At 58.0% G+C, this 25,247-nt stretch carries 22 protein-coding genes and 1 tRNA gene; 11 read left to right on the forward strand and 12 right to left on the reverse strand.

Features of this window, described 5'->3' with window-relative positions; all coding sequences use genetic code 11:
* Positions 1-6: 6 nt before the first annotated feature.
* Both ACZ48X_RS06725 and ACZ48X_RS06730 read right to left on the reverse strand, forming a co-directional pair.
* On the reverse strand, positions 7-594 hold the full coding sequence (locus ACZ48X_RS06725) for an MBL fold metallo-hydrolase (protein ID WP_336349879.1): 588 nt from the start codon (positions 592-594) through the stop codon (positions 7-9).
* Between the two features lie 74 nt (positions 595-668).
* Positions 669-1,034 (reverse strand): cupin domain-containing protein, encoded by a 366-nt coding sequence (locus tag ACZ48X_RS06730; RefSeq protein WP_336349878.1) that lies wholly within the window; start codon positions 1,032-1,034, stop codon positions 669-671.
* 86 nt (positions 1,035-1,120) lie between these two features.
* On the opposite strand from ACZ48X_RS06730, the gene thyX reads away from it, so the two are divergent.
* Positions 1,121-1,864: an FAD-dependent thymidylate synthase gene (thyX, locus tag ACZ48X_RS06735; protein WP_336349877.1), complete on the forward strand. Its 744-nt coding sequence runs from the start codon at positions 1,121-1,123 to the stop codon at positions 1,862-1,864.
* Between the two features lie 119 nt (positions 1,865-1,983).
* Positions 1,984-2,277, forward strand: coding sequence for a hypothetical protein (locus ACZ48X_RS06740; protein WP_336349876.1), 294 nt, complete (start codon positions 1,984-1,986; stop codon positions 2,275-2,277).
* Here the strand turns inward: ACZ48X_RS06740 and ACZ48X_RS06745 are convergent, their stop codons facing one another.
* On the reverse strand, positions 2,278-2,649 hold the full coding sequence (locus ACZ48X_RS06745; RefSeq protein WP_336349875.1) for a winged helix-turn-helix domain-containing protein: 372 nt from the start codon (positions 2,647-2,649) through the stop codon (positions 2,278-2,280).
* A gap of 517 nt (positions 2,650-3,166) precedes the next feature.
* Here ACZ48X_RS06745 and ACZ48X_RS06750 point away from each other — a divergent pair.
* The 3 genes from ACZ48X_RS06750 (at position 3,167) to ACZ48X_RS06760 (ending at position 5,904) form a co-directional block, all read left to right on the forward strand.
* Positions 3,167-4,411 (forward strand): helix-turn-helix transcriptional regulator, encoded by a 1,245-nt coding sequence (locus tag ACZ48X_RS06750; protein ID WP_336349874.1) that lies wholly within the window; start codon positions 3,167-3,169, stop codon positions 4,409-4,411.
* 70 nt (positions 4,412-4,481) lie between these two features.
* Positions 4,482-4,556: transfer RNA gene (locus tag ACZ48X_RS06755), tRNA-Glu, on the forward strand.
* Between the two features lie 244 nt (positions 4,557-4,800).
* Positions 4,801-5,904 carry a tyrosine-type recombinase/integrase gene (locus ACZ48X_RS06760; protein ID WP_336349873.1) on the forward strand — a complete coding sequence of 368 codons (1,104 nt, stop codon included), beginning with the start codon at positions 4,801-4,803 and terminating at the stop codon, positions 5,902-5,904.
* A gap of 8 nt (positions 5,905-5,912) precedes the next feature.
* On the opposite strand, the gene ACZ48X_RS06765 is transcribed toward ACZ48X_RS06760, so the two are convergent.
* Entirely contained in the window at positions 5,913-7,031 is a 1,119-nt protein-coding gene (locus ACZ48X_RS06765; protein ID WP_336349872.1) for a site-specific integrase, read from the reverse strand.
* A 589-nt stretch (positions 7,032-7,620) separates the two neighbouring features.
* On the opposite strand from ACZ48X_RS06765, the gene ACZ48X_RS06770 reads away from it, so the two are divergent.
* Positions 7,621-8,010 carry a hypothetical protein gene (locus tag ACZ48X_RS06770; protein ID WP_336349871.1) on the forward strand — a complete coding sequence of 130 codons (390 nt, stop codon included), beginning with the start codon at positions 7,621-7,623 and terminating at the stop codon, positions 8,008-8,010.
* Between the two features lie 97 nt (positions 8,011-8,107).
* Here ACZ48X_RS06770 and ACZ48X_RS06775 read toward each other — a convergent pair whose 3' ends face one another.
* The 5 genes from ACZ48X_RS06775 to ACZ48X_RS06795 all read right to left on the reverse strand — a co-directional run bounded on the left by ACZ48X_RS06775 (position 8,108) and on the right by ACZ48X_RS06795 (position 15,550).
* Complete coding sequence (locus ACZ48X_RS06775) at positions 8,108-11,608, reverse strand: UvrD-helicase domain-containing protein (RefSeq protein ID WP_336349870.1); 3,501 nt, start codon at positions 11,606-11,608, stop codon at positions 8,108-8,110.
* Positions 11,601-12,845, reverse strand: a complete 1,245-nt coding sequence (locus tag ACZ48X_RS06780) for a PD-(D/E)XK nuclease family protein (protein ID WP_336349869.1) — start codon at positions 12,843-12,845, stop codon at positions 11,601-11,603. Before ACZ48X_RS06780 ends, ACZ48X_RS06775 begins: the two co-directional genes overlap by 8 nt.
* Positions 12,842-13,657, reverse strand: coding sequence for a hypothetical protein (locus tag ACZ48X_RS06785; RefSeq protein WP_336349868.1), 816 nt, complete (start codon positions 13,655-13,657; stop codon positions 12,842-12,844). Before ACZ48X_RS06785 ends, ACZ48X_RS06780 begins: the two co-directional genes overlap by 4 nt.
* Positions 13,658-14,019: 362 nt before the next feature.
* Positions 14,020-15,195, reverse strand: a complete 1,176-nt coding sequence (locus tag ACZ48X_RS06790) for an ATP-binding protein (RefSeq protein ID WP_336349867.1) — start codon at positions 15,193-15,195, stop codon at positions 14,020-14,022.
* Positions 15,188-15,550 carry a hypothetical protein gene (locus ACZ48X_RS06795; protein ID WP_336349866.1) on the reverse strand — a complete coding sequence of 121 codons (363 nt, stop codon included), beginning with the start codon at positions 15,548-15,550 and terminating at the stop codon, positions 15,188-15,190. Before ACZ48X_RS06795 ends, ACZ48X_RS06790 begins: the two co-directional genes overlap by 8 nt.
* Before the next feature lie 1,207 nt (positions 15,551-16,757).
* Here ACZ48X_RS06795 and ACZ48X_RS06800 point away from each other — a divergent pair.
* The 4 genes from ACZ48X_RS06800 (at position 16,758) to ACZ48X_RS06815 (ending at position 21,336) form a co-directional block, all read left to right on the forward strand.
* On the forward strand, positions 16,758-17,876 hold the full coding sequence (locus ACZ48X_RS06800) for a hypothetical protein (protein WP_336349865.1): 1,119 nt from the start codon (positions 16,758-16,760) through the stop codon (positions 17,874-17,876).
* A 44-nt stretch (positions 17,877-17,920) separates the two neighbouring features.
* Entirely contained in the window at positions 17,921-18,127 is a 207-nt protein-coding gene (locus ACZ48X_RS06805; protein ID WP_464379838.1) for a hypothetical protein, read from the forward strand.
* Positions 18,128-18,346: 219 nt separating this feature from the next.
* Entirely contained in the window at positions 18,347-19,579 is a 1,233-nt protein-coding gene (locus ACZ48X_RS06810) for an AAA family ATPase (RefSeq protein WP_336349864.1), read from the forward strand.
* Positions 19,576-21,336: a 5-methylcytosine restriction system specificity protein McrC gene (locus ACZ48X_RS06815; RefSeq protein WP_336349863.1), complete on the forward strand. Its 1,761-nt coding sequence runs from the start codon at positions 19,576-19,578 to the stop codon at positions 21,334-21,336. The genes ACZ48X_RS06810 and ACZ48X_RS06815 overlap by 4 nt, the downstream gene beginning before the upstream one ends.
* 7 nt (positions 21,337-21,343) lie before the next feature.
* Here the strand turns inward: ACZ48X_RS06815 and ACZ48X_RS06820 are convergent, their stop codons facing one another.
* The 3 genes from ACZ48X_RS06820 to ACZ48X_RS06830 all read right to left on the reverse strand — a co-directional run bounded on the left by ACZ48X_RS06820 (position 21,344) and on the right by ACZ48X_RS06830 (position 24,010).
* The gene (locus tag ACZ48X_RS06820; RefSeq protein WP_336349862.1) at positions 21,344-22,486 is read right to left on the reverse strand and encodes a hypothetical protein; all 1,143 of its coding nucleotides are present in this window, start codon (positions 22,484-22,486) and stop codon (positions 21,344-21,346) included.
* A gap of 5 nt (positions 22,487-22,491) precedes the next feature.
* A complete protein-coding gene (locus ACZ48X_RS06825) occupies positions 22,492-23,559 on the reverse strand; it encodes a hypothetical protein (protein ID WP_336349861.1) in 1,068 nt (355 codons plus the stop codon).
* A 67-nt stretch (positions 23,560-23,626) separates the two neighbouring features.
* Positions 23,627-24,010 carry a hypothetical protein gene (locus tag ACZ48X_RS06830; protein WP_336349860.1) on the reverse strand — a complete coding sequence of 128 codons (384 nt, stop codon included), beginning with the start codon at positions 24,008-24,010 and terminating at the stop codon, positions 23,627-23,629.
* A 167-nt stretch (positions 24,011-24,177) separates the two neighbouring features.
* Here ACZ48X_RS06830 and ACZ48X_RS06835 point away from each other — a divergent pair, with 167 nt between their 5' ends.
* On the forward strand, positions 24,178-25,239 hold the full coding sequence (locus ACZ48X_RS06835; RefSeq protein WP_336349859.1) for a hypothetical protein: 1,062 nt from the start codon (positions 24,178-24,180) through the stop codon (positions 25,237-25,239).
* The last annotated feature ends 8 nt before the right edge of the window (positions 25,240-25,247 follow it).

Here is a 25,247-nt window from a genome sequence, read left to right on the forward strand (position 1 = left end):
CGCCGGTCAGCGACGACCGCCGGCGGCGCGCGCGGACTCCAGCGCGGCCTCGACGTGACGGTACGGCCCGTCGGTCACCGAGGGACCGTGGCCGGTGTGCATCGCCGCGAGGTCGTCGTCGAGGACGTCGACCATGCGTTCGATGCTGTCGACGAGCAGCGGATGGTCGCCCTCCTCAAGGTCGGTGCGGCCGAACGACCCGCCCTGGAAGACGAGGTCGCCCGCGAACAACACGCCCGCGTCGGGGCTGTGGAAGCAGAGGTGGTCGTCCTTGTGGCCGGGCGTGTGGTACGCGACGTACTCGTGGTCACCGAGCGCGACGCGCTCCTCGTCCGCGATGGCGTGGTCGACGCCGGACTGGTCCGTATCGAACCCCCAGACGTCCACGTCGAACGCGTCCACGACCTCCGGGAGGTTCCCGACGTGGTCGCGGTGCGTGTGCGTCAACACGAGCGCATCCACGCCACCGTGCTCCTCGATGCGACTGACGACGTCGAAGTTCGCGCCCGCGTCCACGAGCACGCGGCGCTCGCCGTCCACGTAGAACGCGTTGCTCGTGAACGCCCGAACGCCGCGCGCGAGATTCGAAATCATACCAGCGAGTACCGGCGGCACGGAGTTACTGGTTGCGGTAACGGCCGCCCGCGCACCGGCTCGCGCGAACGCGGTCAGGCGGCCGGCGTCGTCCCGACGAGCACGAGCTTCGCGCGCTCCTCGCCGCGGTTCTGGAGTTGGCGCGTCTGCCCCGCGCTCACGCGCACCGCCTCGTTCTCCGCAAGCCGCACCGTCTCCCCGCCGTCGGCGTCCGCGCCACCGTCGAAGTCCACGTCGACGACGCCGCGCACGCACACGTACACCTCCTCCTGGCCGTCGTGCGCGTGGTCGTGCTCCTTCCCGCGCGCCCTCGGCTCCAGCTCGAGGATGGTGACGCCGAGGTCCTCCGTCGCGAGCGCGTCCCGCAGGAACCACATCGCGCCGTAGTCCTCGTCCATCACCGATTCGACGTCACTGGCCGCAGCGAGCGTGTACGACATACGACAGCATACGGCACGCAATGCCTTCAACGTCCCCAAGGGACGATGGTCAATTTGATACCGGCGGCCCGCGACCATCGACGCAAATGGAAGTCCAGTTACTCGAAGCGACGGAGAATCCAGAGGAGATAATCTGCAAGGGCGCGCGCAACGACTACAGCGAAGCGTTCGTTGGCGACCAGTCATTCGAGGAGACGATGGCAACGGTCGACGGTGAAGACATCGAGGAGAAGAAGGAGACGCTCATCGGACATTTGCTCTCGCACGGGCACTATGGGCCGTTCGAGCACGCGAACGCCGTGTTCGCCGTGAAGGGCATCAGTCGGTCGTGCATGGCGCAGATCACGCGGCATCGACACGTGAGCTTCGACGTCCGCAGTATGCGGTACGTGAGCTTCGACGAGGTCGACCCCGCGGACGTCCGCGAGGGCGAGATGGTGGTGACGCCGCCGTCGGCGACGGACCCGGACTGGGTGGGACGCAACCAGAAGACGGGGCAGGTCGACGAGGAGACGGTCGCGGAACGCGAGGAGGTGTTCCGCGAGTCCGTCGCGCGCAGCGTCGAGGAGTACCAGCGGCTGCTGGATCTGGGGATGCCGCCGGAGGACGCGCGGTTCGTGCTCCCCATCGGGACCGAGGTGAACATGGTGATGTCGATGAACGCGCGGATGCTGATGCACGTCGCGGACATGCGCGCAGCGGCGGACGCGCAGTGGGAGATCCGCGAGATGACCGAGCGCGTGCTCGACCTCGCGGCCGAGTGGTGCCCGATCACGTTCGAGTACTACGACGAGCACATGCGGAACCGGAAGAACCGGCTCGCGCCCTGAAATCGAGCGCCAGCGACGCACTCTCACGTCGTGAGAACGACTCGCATGACGGTCCTACGGTGATTGCCGGCGAGAGTAGCTGACGAGTACTAAGGAGTATACGAGACGCAATCACAGGTATGCGTAACTGGTCCGGGCGCGCGGTCGCAACCGTCGAAGCCGTCCTGCCGAGCGTGCGGCGGCGACGCCGCGAGTACGCGCGCATCGACGAAGCTATCGCCGCACAGGACGTCCCCGAGGAGTCGTTCCGGTGTGATCGCTGCGAGCGCGTGCAGTCACGGTTCGCCGTCGGCGCGCTCGCCGAAGCCGACGCGCGGACGGAGGTCTGGTGTCTCGATTGCGTCGAACACCGAGAGGAAGTGGCCGCCGTCGAGGGATCGACGCCCGGACTCGGTGCGATCGGCCGCGAGTAGTTACTCGTCGTCGTCGAGCTCGTCTTCGTTCTCGCCGCGCACCATCGCCGCCTCCGCGCCGGCGCCTGCGTCCGCGGCCGACGGGCCGTCCGCCGCGTGCGGGCCCTCGACGAGTTCGCCGAAGTCCTCGACCTCGTCGTACTTGTCCTGGTACATGAGCGCCACCTTCCCCTTCTTCGTGAGTTCGTAGAGGCCAGACCGGGTCGCCGGGCCGATCTTGTCCACGAGCCCGTAGTCCGCGAGGACCGGGAGGCGGCTGTTGATGTTCTTACGGCTCTTTCCGGTGTGGTCGGCGAGGTTCGTCGCCACGTTCCGGCCGTGAGCCTGCAGTGCTTCGAGGATCAGGAAGTCGGTTGGTCGTCTGAGTCTCATAGGGTTGTCCCTTCCTACCACATACTATACCGCTCCCTTTATTTCTATCTAATGGCAATCTACCGGGCATATCGCCTTTGTAAATTTCCATCGGTGATTTTATGTGGGTTGGGCCACAAGGACGGTGTAGGATGCGAGGACGAACGTCACGGTGCGTGGAACCGTAACCTGCCTCGCACTCCTGCAAGCGACCCACGTCCGTTGCCATCTACAACGGACCCCCCACCCCACCCCCCAACGCCCGCCAATCCCCCCAAACGCGCGGGCATCTTCCCCCACCCATTCCCTCACACCCCACAGCCGCGCGACCGACGAGAGCACTGCGTCGGGCACCCGACGACCAGGAAAGCCGTCGGCCAGCCGAAACGACCGACCGAGCAGTTGTCGACCAATCGTAACGACCGACGGCGTAGCTGTCGCCCAGCCGAAACGACCGACGGCGTAGCTGTCGCCCAGCCGAAACGACCGACGGAGCGAGGCATAGGTTCTTTTGTACCCCCCGACAAAGCGAGTGTGAATGCGTCGGGTGAGCCGCCTCGTCGTCGTCGCGCTCGTGCTGTCGCTCGTAGTCGCCGGGTCCCTCGTCGTCGACCCGAACCAACCGCGAGCAGCAGCGCAAGTGAACGCAACCGAACCGTCGACCGCGCAGTCGTTCGACAGCACGACGTTCCTCATCACGACCCACGAGAACGGGAGCGCGACGTTCACCATCAGGTACGAACGCCGGCTCACCAACGACACCGAACGCGACCAGTTCGAGACGTACGCCACGCGCTTCGAGAACCAGAGCACCGACCTCTACAGCGACTTCCAGGCGCGCGCGGACGCCCTCACCGCCGCCGGCCGGAACGCCACCGGCCGCGACATGCAAGCCACCAACTTCCGCCGGAGCGCGCGCATCGAAGAACGCTTCAACACCATCGGCATCCTCGAACTCTCCTTCCAATGGCACGCGTTCGCCGTCGTCCGCGACGACGGCCGGATCGTCGTCGGCGACGTCTTCGACGGCGGCATCTACCTCGGCCCCAAACAATCACTCGTCTTCGCCCACGGCGAGAACCTGCAATTCGCGAGCGTCGACCCCGACGGCGCAGCGTCCGGCGACACCCTCGCCGCCAGCGACTCCGTCACCTGGCAAGGCGAACGCGACTTCAGCGACGAACGCCCACGCGCCGTCCTCGAACCCGCGAGCGCGCCCACCACCACGAGCGATGGCGGCGGCGACGGTGGCGACGGCAGTGACGGCGGCGATGGTGGAACGACCAACCCCGGCAACAGCGACGGCGACGGCCTCGGCATGCTCCCCATGCTCGCACTCGCACTCGTCGCCGTCCTCGTCGCCGCCTTCGCCTACCGCGAATACGGCGGCGACCTCGTCACCACCGACGACGACACCCGCGGCGATGCGCCAACCGGGACCGTAGAGGCTGACGCAGGTGGAACGGAGGCCACCACGGGTGAAGCAACCACGAGCGAAGCGAGCTCGACGAGCGCCGAACCCGCCGTCACCGACGAAGAACTCCTCACCGACGAAGACCGCGTCATCTCCCTCCTCGAAGACCACGGCGGCCGCATGCGCCAAGTCAACATCGTCGACGAAACCGGCTGGTCGAAATCGAAGGTCAGCATGCTCCTCTCCGACATGGAAGACGACAACCAGATCTCCAAACTCCGCGTCGGCCGCGAAAACATCGTCAGCCTCGACGGCCACGAACCCGACGTCGCCGGCTCCCCCTTCGACGACGACGACCAGGACACGTGAAACCCACACACAGCACCGCCGAAACAGAACCGTTAAACGTACCCACCAACTACCACAGAGTGCACACACCGCTCCGTTGGTGTAGTCCGGCCAATCATCTTGCCCTCTCACGGCAAGGACCAGGGTTCGAATCCCTGACGGAGCATCCAATTCGGTCGTCTTCTTGCGGTTTTGGCTTGCTAGACTCAGGAGCGATCACCAAATGCTCAGACCAAGCCAACTCGAAGGATTCACACACAGCCGCGCCGTCTTGCGGTTTCCCAATATTGCCAACCTATTGGACTCGCAGGAACGGCCCGAACACCCGTCGCAGTCCTGCGATTGCAGAATTAGGTCACTACGAATAGACTCACAGGACCCGCATCGAACCGCCGGAGGGCAGGCCCCCAATGCTTGACCTCAATGAGTACCCGGTGGTCACTGAGAACGCGGAGTCCTTCCTGAACCAACGACAGCTACTGGACTATCGATCCGAGCGCGAGGACTGCCTCCGATGGTTGCTGACATACGGAAAGAAACCAGACGAGGCAGCGGGCTATGCCGGGGGCACAGTCAAGCCCCGTTCATATCGCATGGATCGATTCTACCGATTCGTGTGGGAGATGGAAGGTGGATATACCGCGAATCTCACCCACGACCATGCTGATGCTTGGATGGACCATCTTGCTCACCGTGATGTGAGCGCGACCCACAAACGGAACTGCCAGAAGTCGGTGAAGATGCTCTACAAGTGGTTGCGTCACGAACGAGGAAAAGGACAGTGGGAGCCCGAGATCACCTTTGCTGCCGATAGCAGTACGCAGCCCCGAGATTATCTCACCAAGGAAGAGAGAGGAGCGATTAGTGATGCTGCGCTTGAGTATGGCTCGATCCCCTCTTACAACAATCTGGTACCCGCTGAACGCGACCGCTGGAAGCAGCACCTGGCCCAACGATTCGAGAAACCGAAATCAAATGTAGTACCCGAGGATTGGGAGCGTGCCAACGGATGGAAAATTCCCTCCCTCGTGTGGACGAGTCTCGACGCTGGATTACGGCCGACCGAGGTCGAACGGTCGACGACATCCTGGATTGATACCGATAACAGTGTACTACGAATCCCGAAGGAAGAAAGCGCCAAGAACCGCGAACATTGGGTTGTCGGGCTACGGGATCGAACAGCGGAGATGCTATCTCGGTGGTGTCAAGAACGTCGAGCGTATCCCGAGTACGATGACACAGAGAGTATCTGGTTAACTCGTGAGGGGAATCCGTTCGGCGTTTCAGCGCTTCGATATCTGTTGCATCGCCTGTGCGAGATTGCCGACATCGACACCGAACACCGGCAGATGAGTTGGTATGCGATTAGACATTCCGTAGGTACGTACATGACCCGCGAAGAGGACTTGGCTGCAGCGCAGGCCCAACTACGACACAAGAGTGCCGAGACCACTATGAAATACGATCAAACGCCGGTGGAGGACCGACAGGACGCGCTTGATCGGATGGGATAACAGCACTCTCACAGGACGTTGGAAGCTTCTCGCTTGGTCTCAGGGAGCGGATGAATATATTGGCTCGCTGATTCCTTGCTTTTTTGTCGGAGCTGCTCCGCGACGATCTCCCGGCTTTTGAACTCTTCATAGACGTAGGTCCCCACTGCATGTCTAAAGGAATACCACACTATCTTTCGGCCACGTTCATTGATGCCCGCTTCCTCAATGAGCCTGTCGAGCAAATCGTTCAGTGTACCCGAGCTGTAGGGGTTTCCTTCCCGAGTGAGCCAGATCTCATCTCGGCCGTCGTAGATCTCCCTGAGTTTTCGTTGCTCTAACCAGTTTTCAAGAGTTTCTGCACCTTCATCGGTCAGTTCAGGGTTCCACGACGAATCGTTCTTCGGGGCCTCACCTGCAGGGATATGAACCGTTTGAGAGTCGGGATCATACCAATCTACCTTCATTCTCCCGATGAGATCTGGTCTCCAGCCCTGTGATCGCGTTGTGCGGACAATTGAAGGGATCTTCCAACAATTGTTAATCCGGTCCCAATCATCGGGCTGAACCTTCTTCTTGGGTTTTCCGAGTTCTTGGGCTATATGGGCTTTCCACCGATGCCGTTCCTGCGGAGTCAAATTGTTGTAACTCGGAATTGATTTGAATGTGAGCGAAGCTTCCCACAGTTGTTTGAGCTCCGTTCTCCGGAACGGGTCAGGTTGGTTTTGTGGCTCCTGATCCCTAAATTCGTATTCAGGCTCCCACTCAACGGACTGAAACGCAAACCAGTTATTCAACATATCGTTGAATTTTCGTTTCGTGCCGCCAGGATAGCGCTCACCGTCATACCGTCTCAGTGAATCCGTTTCCAAAGCTTGATTCACCGAATCACCATTGCTTCTGAGAAACTCAATCGATGGATTCTCACTATTGTTCCAGGTCCACTTCATGACCCGATGGAATCGATTGATTCTTATTTTGACAGACCGCTCCGCGTAGCCAATATTTTTCTTCGGGACCTTCCCCTGAGTGAGGAGGTAGTCAGCGAACCCTTCTAGTTTTGATTTGTATATCTCAGTTTGTCGGTTGTTCAGTGGACGTAACTCCTCGTCAGAGACGACTGACCCATTTTCTTTATAAATCGTCATTCGTCTCCCACCTCCTGGTGGACCGCTCGATAGATGGTTAGGCAAACGTCGACCATTTCGAAGTGAACCGGTTTATGAAATTGTTTGACTTAAACCTCTGGCTCTCAGTGACTAATTCAATGAATTATCTCGTTCTTCTTTCGCACGCTCTTAGCTATCTCTGACTAGTCCTTATGGGATCCAGCAGAAAAGGGCCATTCGACGCGCTCTCGACGTCTATTTCTACACTGCTTGCTGAGTTGGCCAATCTTCAATCACTATTGGCAGACAAGTTCGAATTGGCCTATCGTCTCTTCATCGCCTAAATGGGGGTCTTCATTCGCTGATACTCAATTAGGAGTGAGGAGCGTGTCATGGAAGATTTCATACACCGACGGTGTCGAGTCCAAGCTATCGTTAGATACAGAACGGTATCTTGCAAAATGTAGGCAACGGTTCCTATGTGCTACCAGAAAACGGAGCATAGTGCCGCGTCGATCCACACTCCGGACAAAGAAACATACGAAGCCGTGTTTGATCGCCGAGCCCGACCCTATCAAGCACCCCACGGTCCCAAGCATATTTGCGAGTTCGGAGGTTAACGTGCTGTATGAGCATCGCAGAACTCCCTCTGTCGGACGAGATGCTGTTTGACACAGTCGAGAGGGGTTATATACCGGTGGACGATTCTGCTCGGCTTGAGCGGGCTGCCTTTGATTTTTATAGCCAATTCAAATCGGCACTAAATCAGTTCGATATTGAGGAATCTGAAATAATCGATCTAGTGTACGAGTCTAAAGAGTACGCCATCATCTCGATTGAGGAGCCTTTCAGTAAAGCCGCATTTGAGAATTCGCATGTCGATGATGAAGAGGTACAGCGGGCACTAAGCTGTTGGATGACTACTTCGACGGCAGAACTCATTGATTACACACACGGTGGCCGATATATGCATGGCTCGTTCTTGATACCTGCTGAGTGGATTGACCGATCCGAATAGATGGTCCTCTTCCGGGTATCCGTGCCAGATACGCACATCTACCTAACGGTTATTTCATCGACGATGATGTCGAACGCACAGGATTTCAACAGAGCCGCTAATCTAGGAGTTCGCCTATACGACGTTCAGTAATTTCGTTTGGCCAGACGGACATCACCGTATCCGATTCGACGCCGAACGTCTCGACCGCCGGTTCGATCGATTCAGTCGATTCACCCTGCTGTTCGAAGAGGTACACGTAAGCGGCGACCTGTAGTTCGTATCTTCTCTTTGTTTCCGCGGTCTGTTCCGTGAGCGTGATCTTCGCATCGGTAACGCGACGGTCGCCACACGGTAAGTCGACGACGAAGTCCGCCTCTCCGTGTACCTCGACCTCGACACCTGCGACTTCGACAAGCCCGTCGACCGGCTTCTCCACGCTAACCGACTCCGCCCTCTGGATGGAATCCCACAGATCCGAAGACAGAAAGTCGTCGACGACATCGTCGAAGAAGGACCACAGTCCGTCACGTTCACCGTCACTGATCCGGTCATCGAGGGTCTCTTCGAAGGTCTCTCTGACTACTGTGTCCATCGACCGGAGCTCATTTTCTGAAACACCGTGGTCGACTAAGGCCGTGAGAATCTCGTGGACCTCCGATCCGACCTCTTCGGGCCCAAGTTCGTCGAACTCTAGCGGAAGTTCGTCGGACACGTCGTTCGCTTCCGTGTGGAGTGACTCATCGAGGAGATGAGCGAGAGCGAACTCGTCGGGGTCCTCGGTGAGTGGGTACAACGTGCTCGGGTTGACGAATCTCGGCACCCACGACTCCAGGCGGTCTCTTCGTATCGGCTTAACCGCGACAGAGGGGGAGATCGACGATTGTGACGTTCGCTCTCGTTTGGCGAACGGCTTGACGTCGTTGACGCCGATATTTATCTGGTCTGTCGGGGTTGAGGCGGTGTAGGATTCTGTGCCACCGTCGAACGAAATCCCGTCTCGCAGGCTTTCGAGCCAGCGATCTCGATAGCTTCCCGAGGGGAGAGACTGTGGGAGTGGAAGAACGAGATGGTCTCGTGCGCGAGTCAACGCGACGTAGAGCAACCGCCAGGCCTCGCCCCGCTCGTTGCTAACCACTTGCTGGAGCCGGTCAGGTCCTACGAGTCCGTCGGCGTCTGTGGTATCAGCTACAGTATCGCGCCATCGGGCAGTGGCCCACCGGAGACCGATATCGCGTGTTCGGCCTGTATCGGGATTGTACAGACCACCGGCGAAGGGTGGGATATCGATATCTGTCGGCACCTCCGTGTCTGTAGGCGGGGCGAGTCCAGCAATTGGACCTTGCGTAACGAATCGCTCTGACTGTGGGCCTTGAGACCACATATCGAATCCCGGATCGGCGATGGCGACGACGTCGTCCTCATCCCCTTTGGCTCGATGGACCGTGCGGAATTCTACGTCGTAATTCGAGCCTGAGATGTCGGGCTGCATCGGCCCATCGCTCGGCGAGTTACGGAACGGCGCGACGAGGTCGAGTAGCTCCTTCGGGCCGTACCGTTCGTCTCCTTCCCACTGAGCGACTGTCTCGACGAGCGCGTCGAGGTTGGCGACGCGCTGCTCCGCATCCACTCCGGGGAAGCGCTTGTTCGAGGCAGCGCGAAGCGCGAGCATCTCGATGACGTCTTCCAAGTACGCCGATGCAGATTGCATCTCGACGACGTCACGCTGCTCACGAAGTCGCTGCAGACCGGTGAGCGTCTTTCTCTGCGACTCCGAGATGTCATCGGCTTCTGTGAGGACAGCGCGGAGATTCCAATTGTGCGTTTCGAAGGCGGTATCGAGTGATGCCAAGCCCAAATCACCCGCGTTCACGAGCTGCCGTGTCCGCTCCGAGCATCCGGGGTCGACCAGCCAGTCACAGACCTCGAACACCGCATCGACTGCGGGGTCGTCGAAGAGGTGCCCGCTGGCAGTCCTAACACGGAGGTCCTCGGAATCGAATGCGGATTCATATTCCCCCATCCGTGTGCCCTTTCGGAACAGGACGGTAATGCCGAGCGGGTCGCCGTCTTGATCCGTGAACGTTCCGTCGGCGAGTCCCTGTTTGATATGCCTCGCCAAGATGTCCGCTTCTCCCTTCGCTTCGTCAGGGTTTGCCCACTCCGGAGAACCCGGGCGGTGATTGCTTGAGAACGAGGAAACGTGGACGGATTTACCCGCTGTTGCCTCCCGAGCGGCTTCGAGAGGAGAGAACACCGTCTGGAGGTCCCCGATGTCACCGCGCGCCGGATCAGAGAACAGCGGCTCGGAAATTGAATTGATGGCTCCGGCAACCTCCGGAACGCACCGATGGGTCGTCGTCGCGGTCTCGTTGCAATGGGTTCGCCAGTCGATTCCGAGGTACTCTCCGTCAGCCGTCGCCGACTGGAATAGCGTCGGATCGGCGTGTCGCCAGCGATAGATCGATTGGAAGACGTCACCGCAGGCGAAGACGCGCGTGTCCGGTCGAACAAGTTGCGAGAGTGCCGCGTGCTGGACCTTGGACACGTCCTGCGCCTCGTCGATGATCAGGCTCTCCAACCGACCGTGATACCGCTGAAGGACACGCCGACGTCGAGCAGCATCGATACTCTCCACCTGTGCGGAATCTGAAAGCGTACCGTCGAGGTATGACGCAACGAGATATGCCACGTCAGTGTGAGAGAGGACACCGTACTCGCGGGTCAGCTCTCGATACGTCTCTCGGTAGGCCGATAGCAACGCGCAGAAGTCATCGATTCGCCCGCACCACTCTGCATAGAGAGTCCTGTCAGCGGTGACGAGTCGCTCTCGGTCTCCCTGATCGATCTCTGTCCGAACAGCGTCCTCGACGTCGTCATCGCCAACCATACGCTCTACAGCCGCGACGATATCGTCGAACGACTTTGGCTCGTCCTCGTACACAGCGTCGCGCGTCTGTTCGAGTTTCTCACGGAACGCCGACGTCGAGAGCTGCCGGTCTCGGCAGTACGTTACGGCGCTCTCCAGCATGTCTGCGACACCGTCGTCGTAGTCGCCAGAGGGGTACGCCGACTCAAGCGCTGCGAGTCGTCCCGCAAGGGACGGGTCGGTCTCAAGCCGCTCGTAGCATTCTGCGTTAACTCGGTTCAGCAGAGCCTCGTTGCCTATGGATGGCATTTCGTCGAAACCGACATCGTGGGCGAAGTCCCGCAAGACGCCGCGCAAGAGACTGTCGATGGTACCCATAAACGGCGCTTGCTGAAGGCGTTGGACCAACATCTCGACCTCAGCCTCGGACACTTCAGACGCCACCTGACTGATGTCGTGTCGGACGATGGTTCGAAGCTGCTCACAGACGTTTGGAACAATATCAGCAGCCTCATCGCTGTTGAAAGAGAGAACCGCAACGTGCTGTTCCGGCGTGTAGTCGCCGTCAACGTAGCGTCGGAGGATGTCCTCCGCGGCAATACGATACGCGGTGGTCGACTTCCCGGCACCCGCGACGCAAGCCAGCGTGAAGAGACCGCTGTCGTGACCGAAATACGCGTCTCTGATGTCTCGCTGTGCGCCCCTCAGGCGAATCGGCTCTTCACCGCTCTGGTCGTCGTTCTCAGTCATCTGTTTCCTCCACCGTCTCGTCAGCTAACATCCTCCGAACTTCGGCCGGTAACGCCCTATCCGTACTCCTCAGCCGCTGCAGCTCTGTCTCGGGGACGGCCTTGACGTCGAGAGATTCCAGAAACGGAGACGGGTGAACACGGTCACCGCTGATAGTCTCCACGTGACGGGTCACGACTACGCCGTGCGCCGCTGCACGGAGCGTGTCCGCTAGGTGATCTCGGTCTCTGCCATCGGTCCACGACGCGTCGGGCGCGAGTTTCGACGCTTCGCCGTCTCCGCGAAGCACCGCTTCCTGAAACTCCGGTTGAATCGGGGACGCCGTTTCACTTGGCCACTCGTTGGCCGTTAACCCGACAGCGAGGACATAGGGGATATCGAGCGCCCAAATGTCGTTAGCCTCCAGCACGTCAACGGCGCGCGCGTTCGAGTGTTCCCGTCGCCCCGGACGCTGCGTGGCGATGACGTTCGCCAGCTCAGCGACTGCGTTCCACGACTGGTCCAGGGATCCTTCATCGAGGCGGTCTGCGAACTTGTGCGGAAGCTGTTCCACGAGGGTTCGGATACGAATGATTGCACGCGCTTCGGTCTCCGTTTTCATGAGCGCTGGAGAATCAGCGGCTTCCGTCTCCGGAAGCCCGTGCTCGGCGTACGCCTCGACGACGTCGCTGAGGACAGATTCGACCTGATCCGGGTGAGGCTCCGGTGTGTCAGCGAGCCATCGGACGAACCTACCGATTCGGTAATCGACGTCATCGCTCCCCTCTACCAACTCTATCCATTCATCGAGAGACAGCGCTCCCTCTGGCAGGGAGGATTTCGCTCGTTGGATGGTCTGCGGTTCTATAGGCCAGTCTACCTCATCGATATCGGATGGGGTCCACCGATGTTCCAGCGGTCTGAGGAGCGTTCGCTTGTCGACCTCGTCGTCGCCGACGGCGTCACAGACTGATTCAACGAGTGCGTACGGACGGGTCCGCGTCACGCGGAGCTGCGTCCAAAACACTGGTGTAATTCCTTGTCGTACCGCGGCTCGGGAAAGCGGTTCTTCATAAGTATCGAGGTCGCGGGCGACGACGGCGATATCACGAATCGGCACCCCTCTCTGCTTGAGAGCGGCGACCAGTGCCATCACGCTCCGCGCTTCATCGCGGCGTGTCTCTGATACCATCTCGACGACGGGAACTTCGGGCGACTGCGGTGGCCGCGCCAGCGCGCGGCGCTCTGGTGAAGTCATTCGAACATCACCTGACCGGGTTCGGACACGTCAAACAGGGCTGGCACCCGGCTCTTGAGGTATTCCCCTGTCGCCGCCCGGAAGTGTACGTGTACGTCGAGCGTCGTCGTCGCAACCAGCCCGTGAACGAAATCTGCGAGGTCCGCGGAGATACTGCTGAGTCCCACGAGCGACAGCCGATCGATATGCGCGAACACGTTCGTCCACGCTCCCCCGTCCGTGGCGGTCAGTGCCCGAGTAGCTCGACGCACGAGCTCCGTTTCGGAGGTGGCTTTCGGTGTCGGTTCTCGGAGACCGTGTTCGACGTCAAGCGCCACTTCGAGTAATTCAGCGGTATCCAAATCAATCGGGTCGTACAGCTCGGTACTCGCGTCTTCCCACGCCGCGATTCGCTCAGGATGGAAGTTAGTGACCGCCTCTACCTCCGCCCGGACCTGTTCAACATGCTGCGGGCCACGGGAGTCAATTCCAGCGGGCAAAGATACCGTTGGAGTCACCGATTCCGGCGAGTTGTCAAGTAGGTCCCGGACCAGAGCGAGACGATCTATGCGGTCGATGGCTTCCGTGGATTCGCTCTCCCCGCGGAGGATGGTACGGCACACACCGACCGGATCGTCGAACTCGAACACGTCTTTCGGCCTGTTCGCTTCACGCAGTCGGCGCTGAACGTTCCGTTGGTGTAACTCCACGGGCGCAACGACGAGCTCCTTCGGTTCCGGGGACTGACGTGCCCGCTCCAACAATTGCATTTCGCCCCCGACGTGAAGAGTCAAGCCTGAGAGCGGGTCGAAGAGACTGTGCTCGTGTTGCATAATCACATCATCACCAGCGTTTCTTCTCTGGTTCTAACTGGTATGTACTCCAACACTGAAGAGGTGTCTTCCCGATTCGAAATCGCCAATCGCCCTGGAGATTCGGCGTCACCTGACGGAGATCCAGCTGTGGTCCCGTCTATCTCGACTGCGAGAGTTTGTTTAGAGGGCACATAGAACCGCTGTTGACAATCAACTTATACTCATGCATTTCTAACCACTTTCGTGATTATCGGCGGGGAGTCTGAGTACTGCTTCAGGAAACGGTTTCAAGCCTCTCGAACGCGACTAACTGCAGGGTAACAGCTTGAACGGTATTATCGACGACCAAAGTCGGTGACAGAATGGGTGCTTCGTCTGGTTCAGCGGAGGTCCCGAGAACGAACAACGGTACCCCCACGGACAAGGGTCTTTTTAGCGGCTTTGTCGATGATGGCTTTCAAATCTGCTGCTACGGCTTCATCGGTTCTAGCAGCCAATTCTTTGATTTCAGCATCCGAGATATCGTGCCGACGCTCGTCGAGTTGCGCACGGAGAATCGCCTCACGCGCTGCGGTATCTGGTTTCCCAATGTGGACCTTCTTATCGATACGTCCAGACCGCATACCAGCATCGTCCAGCGCGTTTAGACGATTCGTAGCACCGATGAAAACGATGTTATGCTCACCAGTTTCTTCCAGGCCACCCAAGAACTCGTTTACAACTTTAGTGTCCTCTTCATGCGTATTTCCACCACCTGTCCGCTGTTTCAGTACGGAATCCACCTCGTCGATGAACACGACTGCCCCACCCTCGCTTGAAGCCACTTCTTGAGCCTCAGCAAATAGAGCCCTGACCGTTGATGCAGACTCGTTGATCCACTTGCTCTGGATGTCAGCGCCACTCAAGAGCGCTACTGGCAAATCGAGTTCAGTCGCAAGGGCCTTCGCCAGATAGGTTTTCCCGGTACCTGGCGGACCGTGAAAAACGATATTCGGAGCTGTGACACCGAGCGCATTTGCCTTCTCACGATTGCTTAACGGCGTTATGACGTCTCTCAGAAGCTCTTGCTTCTGGCCTTCCATACCACCGATATCTGCGAAGTTGACCCCCGTCTCATTCAACCAATTGAACTCGAATTCCGAATCTTCGACCTCTGTATCATCCTTCGAGGTCCTTGACGTGTCATCAGAATCGCCAGCGGCCTCGTTGGATTCATTACCCGCAGCCAAGTTTCCGTCACCCGATGCCTCCTCTGGTCCGTGCCCTGATGGGAAGGCCGGATTGATCATGGCCTCCTCCGACCACCTCTCCGTTCGTGCTTTCAGATCCTCCGGGTCTATCTCGGCTCTGTCGTCGTTGCTTGTTGTAGAGGTACCCGATTCAGACAAACGGTCTGCGTAGTAGATGATCGGACCAATTAGAGCGGTAAGTGCAACCGTCGAAGGCCCAACTTCGGGCAGCCATCCTACATCGCGCAGAGTGGTGTTGGCAATCCACAAGCCAGATAGTACCAGAACAGCGCCGGTGGTCACCACGACCATATTGAACCTACTCATGGGAGGCTTGCACCAGCGGCGGGAGTGTCAGCTCTTCCGGTTCAACCACATAGTTCTTCGTGGAACCAGGATGGGGATAGGGTGTTTTTTCTGCTACCTGGCTTCTCGTGGCATAGCCGAGTACACGAACCTTTGCAGCGTCCGAGTGCCAATCAGTTATATGCGTTACAAAGTACAGATCGGCGGTGAGTGTGTTATCGTCACAGACCAGGAGCTGCGGATACTGCATCTTGTCTGTTTTAGTTGCCTTCACATCCGCTGTGACCCCCTCCCAAAGGTGGACGTCAATTCCACCGTCTCCGAAGGGATGGACCTCGGTATCGATATCAGTGGCGTATAGTTCGGCAATGGCCATCTCCCCTAAAATCCCGGTTTGATGACTCGTCAGCGAATCGTTCGCACCGAAGGTGGTTCCTCCGTCGATCTGATGGTACGATTTGTTACGATCTTTCGCCAACTCACCTGCTCGGCGAACGTGCTTAGCGGACAATTCAACGACTGGCAGTTGCTGGATAGGAACGTCTCTCGGCGAGAGAGTGCCGAGAGCCTTTTGTGGGTTAGAGGTTGTAGTGGACATTGCTGTTCGATTAGATTGGAACAGCCCGGTCGCGTGTTCTAGCACGCGGCCCTTTCGTGACTACATCACTAGGGCATCGGGCTGCACATATTGGTAGGTTCTTGAATTAAAAGTACGTACGCAATTCTACTCGTCGAAGGGCAAGGCAATTTAGCTGAAAGTAGGCGCTAAGCCCCCTTCCTCAGCGAGTGCCGACCGAACGGGAGGCGCGAGCAGGGAGGGGATACAGCGTTCACCAGACGACAACACTGAGCCGATCCGCTACTGTTGTTGGGACTTCGGACATACCAACTCACTTAGGACCATCTGCAAAGAAGTAGGAGGTGACGTGTAAGAGACGCACGCTGTATGTTTACTCTGGACATCAATCGAAATGGGTAGGGATCTCAGCGGTTAGTTTGAACGACCACCCACACAGACATTTATATACAGCCGGATAATAAGGGGGTCAAAGGCGAGACCACAGTACCAGCCTACGGAAGAACCGGAGGTTCGAGGTGCAATGCGTACCACCACATCACCTCGAACTTGCTTTATTCCTTCTGTGGGTCCGTTTATAAGCGTTTCCCAAGCAGTTACAACTATCAGTAGTTTGGGCGACGGACCTGACGTCGATCGACGGCGTCGGGGGCGCGGTCTTAGAGTCTCAGCCGAAGAAACAGATGGAAAAACACACGACCAATCAATCACCAGGACTGAGGACCATCGCCAGCCGATCAACCGTGGATATGGCTAACCGAGCCAACTCACTCAGAACATTTTTTTCTGAACAAGCCGGGAGAGAGTATAGCCCTACCAGAGTACAGCTTCCCCGAACACATCTAACCGCAAGACTGCAGAAGGATAACTGCAGTAGCGGTGCCAGTGGCAGTGGCTGGTGCCACTACTACACTACTACTGTCAGTTGTCGAAACGACAACAACGTGTTAGCTGAACTGATGCGTTGTTGTCACACCGACAACTCGGCATGTAGAGGTGGTAACTCGTGAGTCAAGGCAATCGTGTCCAGTTGGGTTGGGACGCACCTGCTTCAAAATTAGAACGGTTTGAACGTGCAGTCGAGTCTGAATGGGGAGGAACGTCTCCCTACGTCGGTATCCAGATTGAACAATCTTGGCGAGAATACCGTCAGAGCGAACAACAGAACCGACTCGAAGCACTCGCCACCGACATCGTTGAAGCCACTGGTCGGTCTCCAGACCACGATGAGAAAAAAATTCTTCTCCGAACTGAGTCGTCTAAGACTGACAAGGTATGGAACCGAGTCCACAAAGACGTCAAAGAGAGTATGTCCGCCTACGCAACAGAGTGTGACGTCCCTAACCACGTTGTTCTTGAAGGCGTTCTAGACTGGTATCTCGACGGGGGTCGTGAGCAGAGTGTGGTTGATAAACTGGACGGTGTCATCGACGACATTCAGGACACGTTCGCAACAGTCAACGGTGATGCGGTCGAGATGACGAAGACCGACCGGACGACAATCGCCATTGCAAACCATCTCCACCGCACCTTCACAAAAGAGGACCTCGCTATGGCTATCAACGCAGAGACCTCGGGCACCAACTACTACCACGAGCGGTACACCGATCGAGTCATCGATTATAAAGGCGTCAAGCGACTGGAGATAGACGACGGCTCCGACACCTTTTTGCCAGAGTCTCTCTGGAAGGAACGGAAGATCGGTGACATTGTCCGAAACCTCGGCGGAGATGTCCACGGAGAAACACCACCCGCGTTCTCGAAGCCAGAGTTCGCTGACGCCTTCAACCACGCTGATATCGAATTGAGTGAAGAGAACGGTGACACAATTGATGAGTATCGTGATCGGTTACTTGATCGGATCGGGTTTATCTGGAACGAGAAGACGCAGCAATTTGAGCCGGAAGAAGTCAATCCCTCCGACGACAACTTGGCAGACTTCTCACTGAAACCGATTGAGAAGGAACAGAGCTGGCTTCATACTACAGAGCATCCAGCGTACCCACAGAAGTCAACTGATAACTCGCCTTCACCGTATCTGACTCCTCAACTGGAAGGCACAATAAGTGGAAAATTGGCCGACCACATCTCCTTCTCCGGAGAACAAAAAACGACTCAAGCTTGAATTCTGCAAAGTGGACGTTGAGTAACTGAACACAAGATATTGTAATGAAGGAACGATTCTCGAAGGGAGAACGCGTCCAGGTAGACATTCCTGATGATACGAATCCGGAGTGCAAGACGTATCACGAGGTCCACGGCAGGACCGTATCGGTCCTCGTCGATGATGCGGCTGCTGTGACGCGACACACAGGACTCAACACTGTATCGCGTTGCGTTAGAGACTGGCGAGGGAGTCAATTTCCGCGGTCTTAGCCAATAATATTTTAATAATTGTCTGAGTGATGCCAATCATGCAGGCGCTACTCTTGCAGATCGGATTGTATAATGGAAATGGCTGAATCAGCCGGCTGTAGACGAAAACCCCTTGTGAATCGTTCTGTGACACCCTCTACATTCAATCAAGCGGGGCTCGGGGTCATAAGCTTCTGTATCATGTGGGATTTATATGGTTTCATCGAGGTATCTCTGTAAATGGCCCCCTCTGACGAGAAATATTCGCTCGACGATGCGAAGAACGAGATAGGGATTCTCCGACGCGTCGAAGACGATGTCGAAGACGCGATCCGGAATGCTGAGAGTGAAGCTGTCTTGGAGTACCTCATCGAGGACCAGGAACTAGACATTGTTCACGACGGGAAGCGTGGTCTTGGGACAGTCCGACGGGCCGTCCTTGAGTCGACGGTCGCGTCTGACAGTCTCAAACGGTTGGTGAGTCTCAGAGGAGATGAAACTCCGGAAGATATCCTCGTGCCGAGGGATGTGATGCGCAATGCCAAAGTCGCGCTCGAAGCGGGGAAACCGGTCGTGTTGTATGGACCAACGGGAACCGGTAAAACGACGTTCGCCAAGCAGCTCGCTCGTGAGACCGGTATTGGGTACGCACTCAACACGGCAACGCCTTCTTGGACCCCCTCGGACATCATCGGTGGAGTTAGCCCCGACTACACGGGTGATTCGCTGAGTTACCGGACCAAGCTCGGCTGCGTCTCAGAAGCCGTCCAGCGTGCTCGTCGGTTCGACGTCGAGTACGGGGTGATACTCGACGAAATCACGCGTGCAGATATCTCCAAGATCTTCGGGCCACTCTACACGGCAATCGAGAATCCTCATCAGACAATCTTCGAGACGGACGAGGGAGAGACCATCGAGCTGGACGAGCGGGTGAACATCATCTGCACGATGAACATGTCCGACCGGACGGTGAACGAGCTCGACAACGCGATCACCCGCCGGTTTGCGATGATCGAACTCGACGAGTACGAGGAAGACAAGCGCCGGCAACTGTTCAAGACCTGGATTACGACCCACCTGACCGAACAGACGGACTTGGAGGACAGCGACATCCTCAGACTCTTCGAGCGAGACTACGAGGGCATCAACCACGGCCATGAATCCACTTCGCAGGGAGCGATCATGCGCTTCGGGCCGATGCACTACCGCGACGTCGCGGTGTTCCTCGGAGTCGCGTGTCGGGAGGGCGGCGAGTACGAGCACGACCAGACCGCAGCGGTCGGGCAGGCGTTCAGAACGTACATCGTTCCAAGACTTCTGAACTCTGCAGCGTTCCCGCAGATCGAGCGTATTGCCGAGCACTACCGGTCGCTGAACGGCGAGTTCGACGACTTCGATCTCTCCCCGGCGGCGGAGCTCGCCGAGCGAGAGCTCGAACAGGAACGCCGGCAGATGGGTTCGTACGAGTCATGAGCGCGGTCGACGAAGTGTACCAGTACGGGCAAGATACCTTCAACGTCCCTGAGCGGGGCGAGATACGGATAGAGGGATGTCCGTCGTCCATCACGGACCAGCTTCGTCGAGCGTCGTTCACGCGCCAGAGCCCCGGTGTATACACGAAATGCCAGACAGCCCTCGATTCCGATCAGGAGTATAAGGTCGTGACCGTCACGGTCGACGGCGAAGAAGACGAGGTGCTCCACGTCGAGGCGACCGACATCATCGGCGTCGTGAGCCTCACTCCTTCATCGAAGGTCCAGGTCGATCCCAAGGTCGAGTGGGAGTACATATTCGACATGCTGCTGGCGGTCTACGACCAGAATCGGTCCATTGAGTACCACGGCATCCCGCTGCAGGATTTCCTCTCGGACGACATCCACCTTGACGACGTCTTCGTCGTGCTGGCGATCAACTATCTGGATGGGTTGGAGGCCATTCAACGAAACGGTTACATCCGGGATCTGATCATCAGGCGGATCGATAGTCTCGATGGGCGGGGGGAGATCGACGTCGAGCAAACCCTGATGAATCACGCCCGGGGAACTCTGGAGCCGCACTGGATTCGTAACGAAACGGAGTACGACAATGCCGCGAACTCGCTGCTGCACTACGCCGGGAAGTCGCTCCTGCGTCTCTTCCGGCAGAACTCCGGTGATAACGAGCATCCGGCGTACGATCGTATCTTCTCCGAGGTCCACCGGGAGGTGGAACGACTGGAGAGTATGGGCGTCGGAAGCGGACTGGACCGAATGGACGAGTATCGACGCCTCTCGCTAGCCGACCTACCGAAGCAGCGTCAGTACTACCAGAAGGCGTTCGATGTCGCCAAAGCGATACTCTCCTCGTCCCTCGGCCAGCAGCTCCGCGACGGGCCGCGAGAACTCGTCGTCGATTACGTGCTGAACATGGAGTCGCTGTTCGAGCAGTACTCGCAGGTCGTCATCGAGCGCGAACTGTCGTACGTCAAATCCTACGACCACCTAGAAGAGCTCGACGACGTGACGCCTGTGCGGTCTCCTTCGGTCAACCCGTTCGAGGGGGAGGGGAAGATCTACCACGAGCCAGACCACGCCCTGCAGGAGGGCGAGGAGACGCTCGCGGTGCTGGACTCGAAGTACTACGCCGAAGGGCACGACCCGGTGACGGATTCGCCGTCCCGTTCGCGGCTGTTCAGTTACGCGTATCTCCTGCACGCCGACCGGCTCGCGTTCCTGTGTCCGCTCCTGGAGCCGGGGCGACGACGAGTCGCACAGACAGGCGCAGAACTACAGATACTCTCTCCCGAGGGCGACTTCTCGCTCGAAGCGTACGACCGCGTCGTTCACGACTACATCCACGAGGCCCTCGCGGCTGAATCCCCCGAACTGGAGGCTTTTCGCGCCGTCGCGGAGAACGAGCTGTGTCTGGACGGCGTCGACGAGGGGGACCTGAGCAAGGCGAAGCGGATGAGCGGTCCGTTCGCGTTCAAGGACGTCCGAGACTTCTCGCTACGCGTCCTCAAGGCCGCGGCCGACGAGCACTCCTACGAGGTCCGGAACCGATACGATCTGGAGCAGGAGGGCGACTGGACGCGCGAACAAATCGAGACGCGGTGCGAAGAGCGATACGAACACACGACGACGTGCGTCCCCGTCTTCTGCCGAGAGCGAGGAGACGAGTGGATCGACCTCTACTTCCTAGCAAACGGGACGGGGGAAGTCGAGAAAGAAGGACCGTTGAAGCTGTTGTAACGGACGGTCAGAAGTCTTCCAAAGAACTCTGCCTCTCATCGAACTCGGAGAGGGCCGCTTTCTTCGCCTCCAGTTCGAGTTTGCGATCGAGCGCATCTTCCCGATATTTCGCGTCCAGATTACTGAGGACTGTCTCGACGGTCCGACCTCGAACCCGGTAGCGATAGAACTCGGAACCATCGTTGAGGTCAGTATCCCCGGCATCAATTTCCTTCACGAGACCGGCGGACCGTAAACGCTCCATGAGCCCGTCGAAGATTCGCTCCCCGACCTGTTCAGCTGCGTAGTGAGGTAAATGTCGCTGCGAGGTGAGAATCGCGCGGAGTTCCTCTGCAGTGAAGTCACGCAGCGGGCCGTCGTCCTTCATACGTCGCTTGAGAAGTTGAGCGAACGCGGCTTCCATAATCTGGAACGCATGAGACGACGGATAGAACGACGGCGTCACTTGCCGTTCCTTCGATATCTCGATTCCCGAGTTGAGAAGCTGTGAAAGTTCGCTGTCGTGAGTGGCTTCGGAACGCGTCCGGTCCGCGAAACTCGTGAACAGGTCGAGCTTTTCGCCCTCCTGCAGATAGTGCAGCCGCCACACGTAGACCTGCTCCTCGGCGTCGCCGTTGCGCTCTTCGTGTTCAATGCGTTGCGCGATCTCCTCGTCAAGGTAGCTCGGAACGCAGATCGCCGTCTCTATTTCCTCGATTTGCATTCCGATCTTCTCCGATACCTCACGCCGGTGTTCTCGGACCGCATCGGCGGCGTCGTATATCTGTGTGAGCGCTTTACCGGGCGACGACAGGCTGGTCTTGCACTCTACGAGGAGAGCGATATTCCGTTCAGGATTGCAGAAGACGGCGTCCGCGTTTGGCTCGTTACGCTCCGAGAGTGGTTCAGCGCCGCGAAACGACCACCCCGTCTCTCGTTCTATAGGGCCGCCGGGGAGAAACGCGGAGATCGTGGACGTGAGCATCGAATCGTGCTTCTTGGACCGCTCGATTCCGGATTCGGCTTCCTTGCGCGCCACTTCGACCGCTTCCTCGTCTTCACGAATCTTCGTTCGGTGCTTCTCATTGAGCTCTTTCAGGAACGAGTTCTCCTCGACGAGACTGTCGTAGTAGTCGCGGATTTCGTCATCACTCCAGTCGTCGAGTTCCATCCTCGCTACACCTGTGCTAACTCAGCGCGCTCGTCGACGCTGTCTTGGATGAACTCGTAAAACCGATAGAACGTCCCGAGGTCGCTCCCGTCTTGCGGGTAGATTCGTATCTGGCCCTCGTTCGCCTTGATTCGGAAACTACTCTTCTTGACCTGATCGATGATTTCCGTGGTGAAGTACAGCGAGCCCTCTTCTGCGTACGAGCTCAGGAGGACGTATCCCTCCTCGCTGAGGCTCTCCTTCAGGTCGTCCAGCTCGTGGTATTTGATAGTGTTCTGGAGGTTGAGCGTGGCGGGTTCGGCCGTTGGTACTTCTAACGACTCGGATGCCCTCACCATCCGAAAGTCGGTTTGATCGTACGCGCGTTTGACTTTGAGAGCCTCTTCGATGCACGTCTCGATGTGCTCGAAGAGCCGGAGAAGGCTGCCGTCCTTGAGTTTGAACACGCCTTCGTGATTTATCCGGAAACGGAGTTCGCCGGGAACGTTGAACTCCATGATTCGGGGCAACACGCCGTAGGACTCCTCCATCTCCCGGAGGCTCTCCAGTCCGTCACGGCCGTAGTAATTGATCGTCCGCCACTCGTCCGGCCGGAAGCGGGAACTGGTGTCCGTCCGCTCGGTCCGTTTTGCGACGAACTCGGTGATTTCGGTAGCCGGGTCTTCGGAGACAATTCGCTCCCGTATGTCCTGTAGGAGGCCGGGGCTGATGTACAGATAGTGAATCCCCGGTTTGTTTTCGAGCAGGGGTTCGATGGTGTTCTCGATCTCCTCGGTCTTCCGCATGTCCGTGTAGAAGAGGACGACGTTCTCCTCCACGTCGTAGGAGAGGTAGAACTCCGCAGGTCGCTCACCACCGAAATCACAGCTGATCTTCTGAATTCCGCCGTAGTCCTCGACGACTTCGTATCCCTCTCGTCGCAGCACGTCGAGGAACCCTTCACGAGAGTGTTCCGTGAGGCCCGCGATAACGTAGAGGTCGTCCTCGATGAGGGCGTCGTAGTGTTCCGCGAGATAGTGGTTGAAGCTCACCCGGTCGGGGAACTCCTGCCCTTCGACCTCGAAGACACCCATTAGTTCTTCATCCCCACGCGGGCTTCATATCAGTACCGGTGACTGTCCCGGGCTCTCGCGCCTGGAATCAGAACGGCGCGACCAACCAGTCGCCGTCGCCCTTCCGCTCCAGTTGTGGTCCGAAGACCTCCTGTAGCGAGTGCAGGTCGTCGCCGTCGCGGAGGTCATAGGTCTTCCCGCTGCGGTGGAACGAGCCTTCGACGACGAATTGTACGGTCGGGCTCTGGTACTCAAGATCGTTCGCTCGGCGGTCCATCTCGCGTGCGAGGTCTGCCGTGAGGTCGTCGTTCCGGAACGCGTCCGCGAGCCCGACGACGCTCACCTCATCGGGGACGTCGTCCTCCTTGAGCCGCCGAAGGAACTCCTCGACAGGCATCTGGTGGTCGAACGCGTCGTGTGCTCCCTCGACGATGAGGTTGTAACGGCCGGGGATCTGGCCTGGACCTGCCATTCTCGAATCGATATCTCTCAGCGGACCATTAAGTAATTGCGCTGTCGAATCTGTCCAAGTCGGAAGACGGACCGCATGAAACAATGGGCTCAGATGGGGTCCGTGGCTATACGATAGAGTTGAAGTGGAGATATTATATCAGTCATGGGAGAAGGTGAGGGCAACGAATGCTGAAACGGGATTCGCCACAGACCGTATTGCTAGCTCTCGTAATCATAGGGCTGATATCCGTATTCGCTGGAATCGCGTGGTTCGTGGGTGGAATAGCGGGGATGCAGTTCGCGGGTGTGGTCACCAGTGGTTTTCTGACTGCCGCATTGGTCGTGCTTTATTTCCGTCAAACGAGCTTGCTGAAAGACCAAATCAACCTACGCGCTCAGGAACTCAACCGCGACGTACGTCAGAGCCACACTGAGACGCTCAGGGAGCGTGTTTATGCCTGGCTCGGAACAGATGACGTGCCACGGACGATCGACAGCGTCGACGAGATTATCGATAGTAGCAAGCGAAGGCTACCGAAGGTGACCGCAGTTGATATCGAGCCGCCTGAAGAGTCCATCTATTCCAACCACAGCCCCGAGGACTTCGGAGCGGTTCCGTTCGGGTTAGAAGACGATCGGTATTTCGTCGACCTGCTTGAGAATCACGCACCAGGATTGAAAGAGAAGAAGGATGATATCGAGGCCGGGCAATCGACATTCGCGGAGCTCCGCAATCAGTTCGTAGAGGAGTTTGAAGGCAGCTCGCTAAAGCGTGAATCGCTTACTATCGAGCCCGATGTCGACCTATCCAGGTGGGTCTTTGAGAGCTTGGTGAAAGTCGAACGTGGCCGGTCTGACGATTGGAACGAAGAACTGAAACCGGTTAGAGATGGCTTCGAGGATAGAAACAATCCCGATAGAGCCAACGGAGAAATACGGTTCAGTTATGGCGGTATGACTCACCGTTGGATGTTCCAGATTACTACCGACGAAGGGAACATCGAAGACGTCTCAGAGGACGAGGCGCGCAGTCTCGCCATCGAGGCACTCCGACAGACGGTCGATCAGGTCGATTCCGAAGACCAGCCCTATCAGAAGGCGTTGGATGCGGCAGAGACGCTCGACACTCTGGAAGAGGAAATTCACGAACTCAGGATGGAGCTGATCGAGTACGCGGGCCGACCGGTGTTCCCGGGAGACTGCGACTACCTCGACGAAGCCGCGATTGAGGGTGCGGAAAGCCGGTAGCGGCTGCC

It is taken from the genome of Halorubellus litoreus, from assembly GCF_055378595.1.

What these genes read in the sequence shown, in the direction of transcription:
- ACZ48X_RS06765 (WP_336349872.1), bottom strand. Translation starts at nt 7,031, where the DNA reads ATGACGATTTATAAAGAAAATGGGTCAGTCGTCTCTGACGAGGAGTTA.
- ACZ48X_RS06760 (WP_336349873.1), top strand. Translation starts at nt 4,801, where the DNA reads ATGCTTGACCTCAATGAGTACCCGGTGGTCACTGAGAACGCGGAGTCC.
- ACZ48X_RS06785 (WP_336349868.1), bottom strand. Translation starts at nt 13,657, where the DNA reads ATGCAACACGAGCACAGTCTCTTCGACCCGCTCTCAGGCTTGACTCTT.
- ACZ48X_RS06815 (WP_336349863.1), top strand. Translation starts at nt 19,576, where the DNA reads ATGAGCGCGGTCGACGAAGTGTACCAGTACGGGCAAGATACCTTCAAC.
- ACZ48X_RS06770 (WP_336349871.1), top strand. Translation starts at nt 7,621, where the DNA reads ATGAGCATCGCAGAACTCCCTCTGTCGGACGAGATGCTGTTTGACACA.
- thyX (WP_336349877.1), top strand. Translation starts at nt 1,121, where the DNA reads ATGGAAGTCCAGTTACTCGAAGCGACGGAGAATCCAGAGGAGATAATC.
- ACZ48X_RS06825 (WP_336349861.1), bottom strand. Translation starts at nt 23,559, where the DNA reads ATGGGTGTCTTCGAGGTCGAAGGGCAGGAGTTCCCCGACCGGGTGAGC.
- ACZ48X_RS06730 (WP_336349878.1), bottom strand. Translation starts at nt 1,034, where the DNA reads ATGTCGTACACGCTCGCTGCGGCCAGTGACGTCGAATCGGTGATGGAC.
- ACZ48X_RS06805 (WP_464379838.1), top strand. Translation starts at nt 17,921, where the DNA reads ATGAAGGAACGATTCTCGAAGGGAGAACGCGTCCAGGTAGACATTCCT.
- ACZ48X_RS06750 (WP_336349874.1), top strand. Translation starts at nt 3,167, where the DNA reads ATGCGTCGGGTGAGCCGCCTCGTCGTCGTCGCGCTCGTGCTGTCGCTC.
- ACZ48X_RS06775 (WP_336349870.1), bottom strand. Translation starts at nt 11,608, where the DNA reads ATGACTGAGAACGACGACCAGAGCGGTGAAGAGCCGATTCGCCTGAGG.
- ACZ48X_RS06835 (WP_336349859.1), top strand. Translation starts at nt 24,178, where the DNA reads ATGCTGAAACGGGATTCGCCACAGACCGTATTGCTAGCTCTCGTAATC.
- ACZ48X_RS06725 (WP_336349879.1), bottom strand. Translation starts at nt 594, where the DNA reads ATGATTTCGAATCTCGCGCGCGGCGTTCGGGCGTTCACGAGCAACGCG.
- ACZ48X_RS06810 (WP_336349864.1), top strand. Translation starts at nt 18,347, where the DNA reads ATGGCCCCCTCTGACGAGAAATATTCGCTCGACGATGCGAAGAACGAG.
- ACZ48X_RS06795 (WP_336349866.1), bottom strand. Translation starts at nt 15,550, where the DNA reads ATGGCCATTGCCGAACTATACGCCACTGATATCGATACCGAGGTCCAT.
- ACZ48X_RS06740 (WP_336349876.1), top strand. Translation starts at nt 1,984, where the DNA reads ATGCGTAACTGGTCCGGGCGCGCGGTCGCAACCGTCGAAGCCGTCCTG.
- ACZ48X_RS06790 (WP_336349867.1), bottom strand. Translation starts at nt 15,195, where the DNA reads ATGAGTAGGTTCAATATGGTCGTGGTGACCACCGGCGCTGTTCTGGTA.
- ACZ48X_RS06830 (WP_336349860.1), bottom strand. Translation starts at nt 24,010, where the DNA reads ATGGCAGGTCCAGGCCAGATCCCCGGCCGTTACAACCTCATCGTCGAG.
- ACZ48X_RS06820 (WP_336349862.1), bottom strand. Translation starts at nt 22,486, where the DNA reads ATGGAACTCGACGACTGGAGTGATGACGAAATCCGCGACTACTACGAC.
- ACZ48X_RS06780 (WP_336349869.1), bottom strand. Translation starts at nt 12,845, where the DNA reads ATGACTTCACCAGAGCGCCGCGCGCTGGCGCGGCCACCGCAGTCGCCC.
- ACZ48X_RS06745 (WP_336349875.1), bottom strand. Translation starts at nt 2,649, where the DNA reads ATGAGACTCAGACGACCAACCGACTTCCTGATCCTCGAAGCACTGCAG.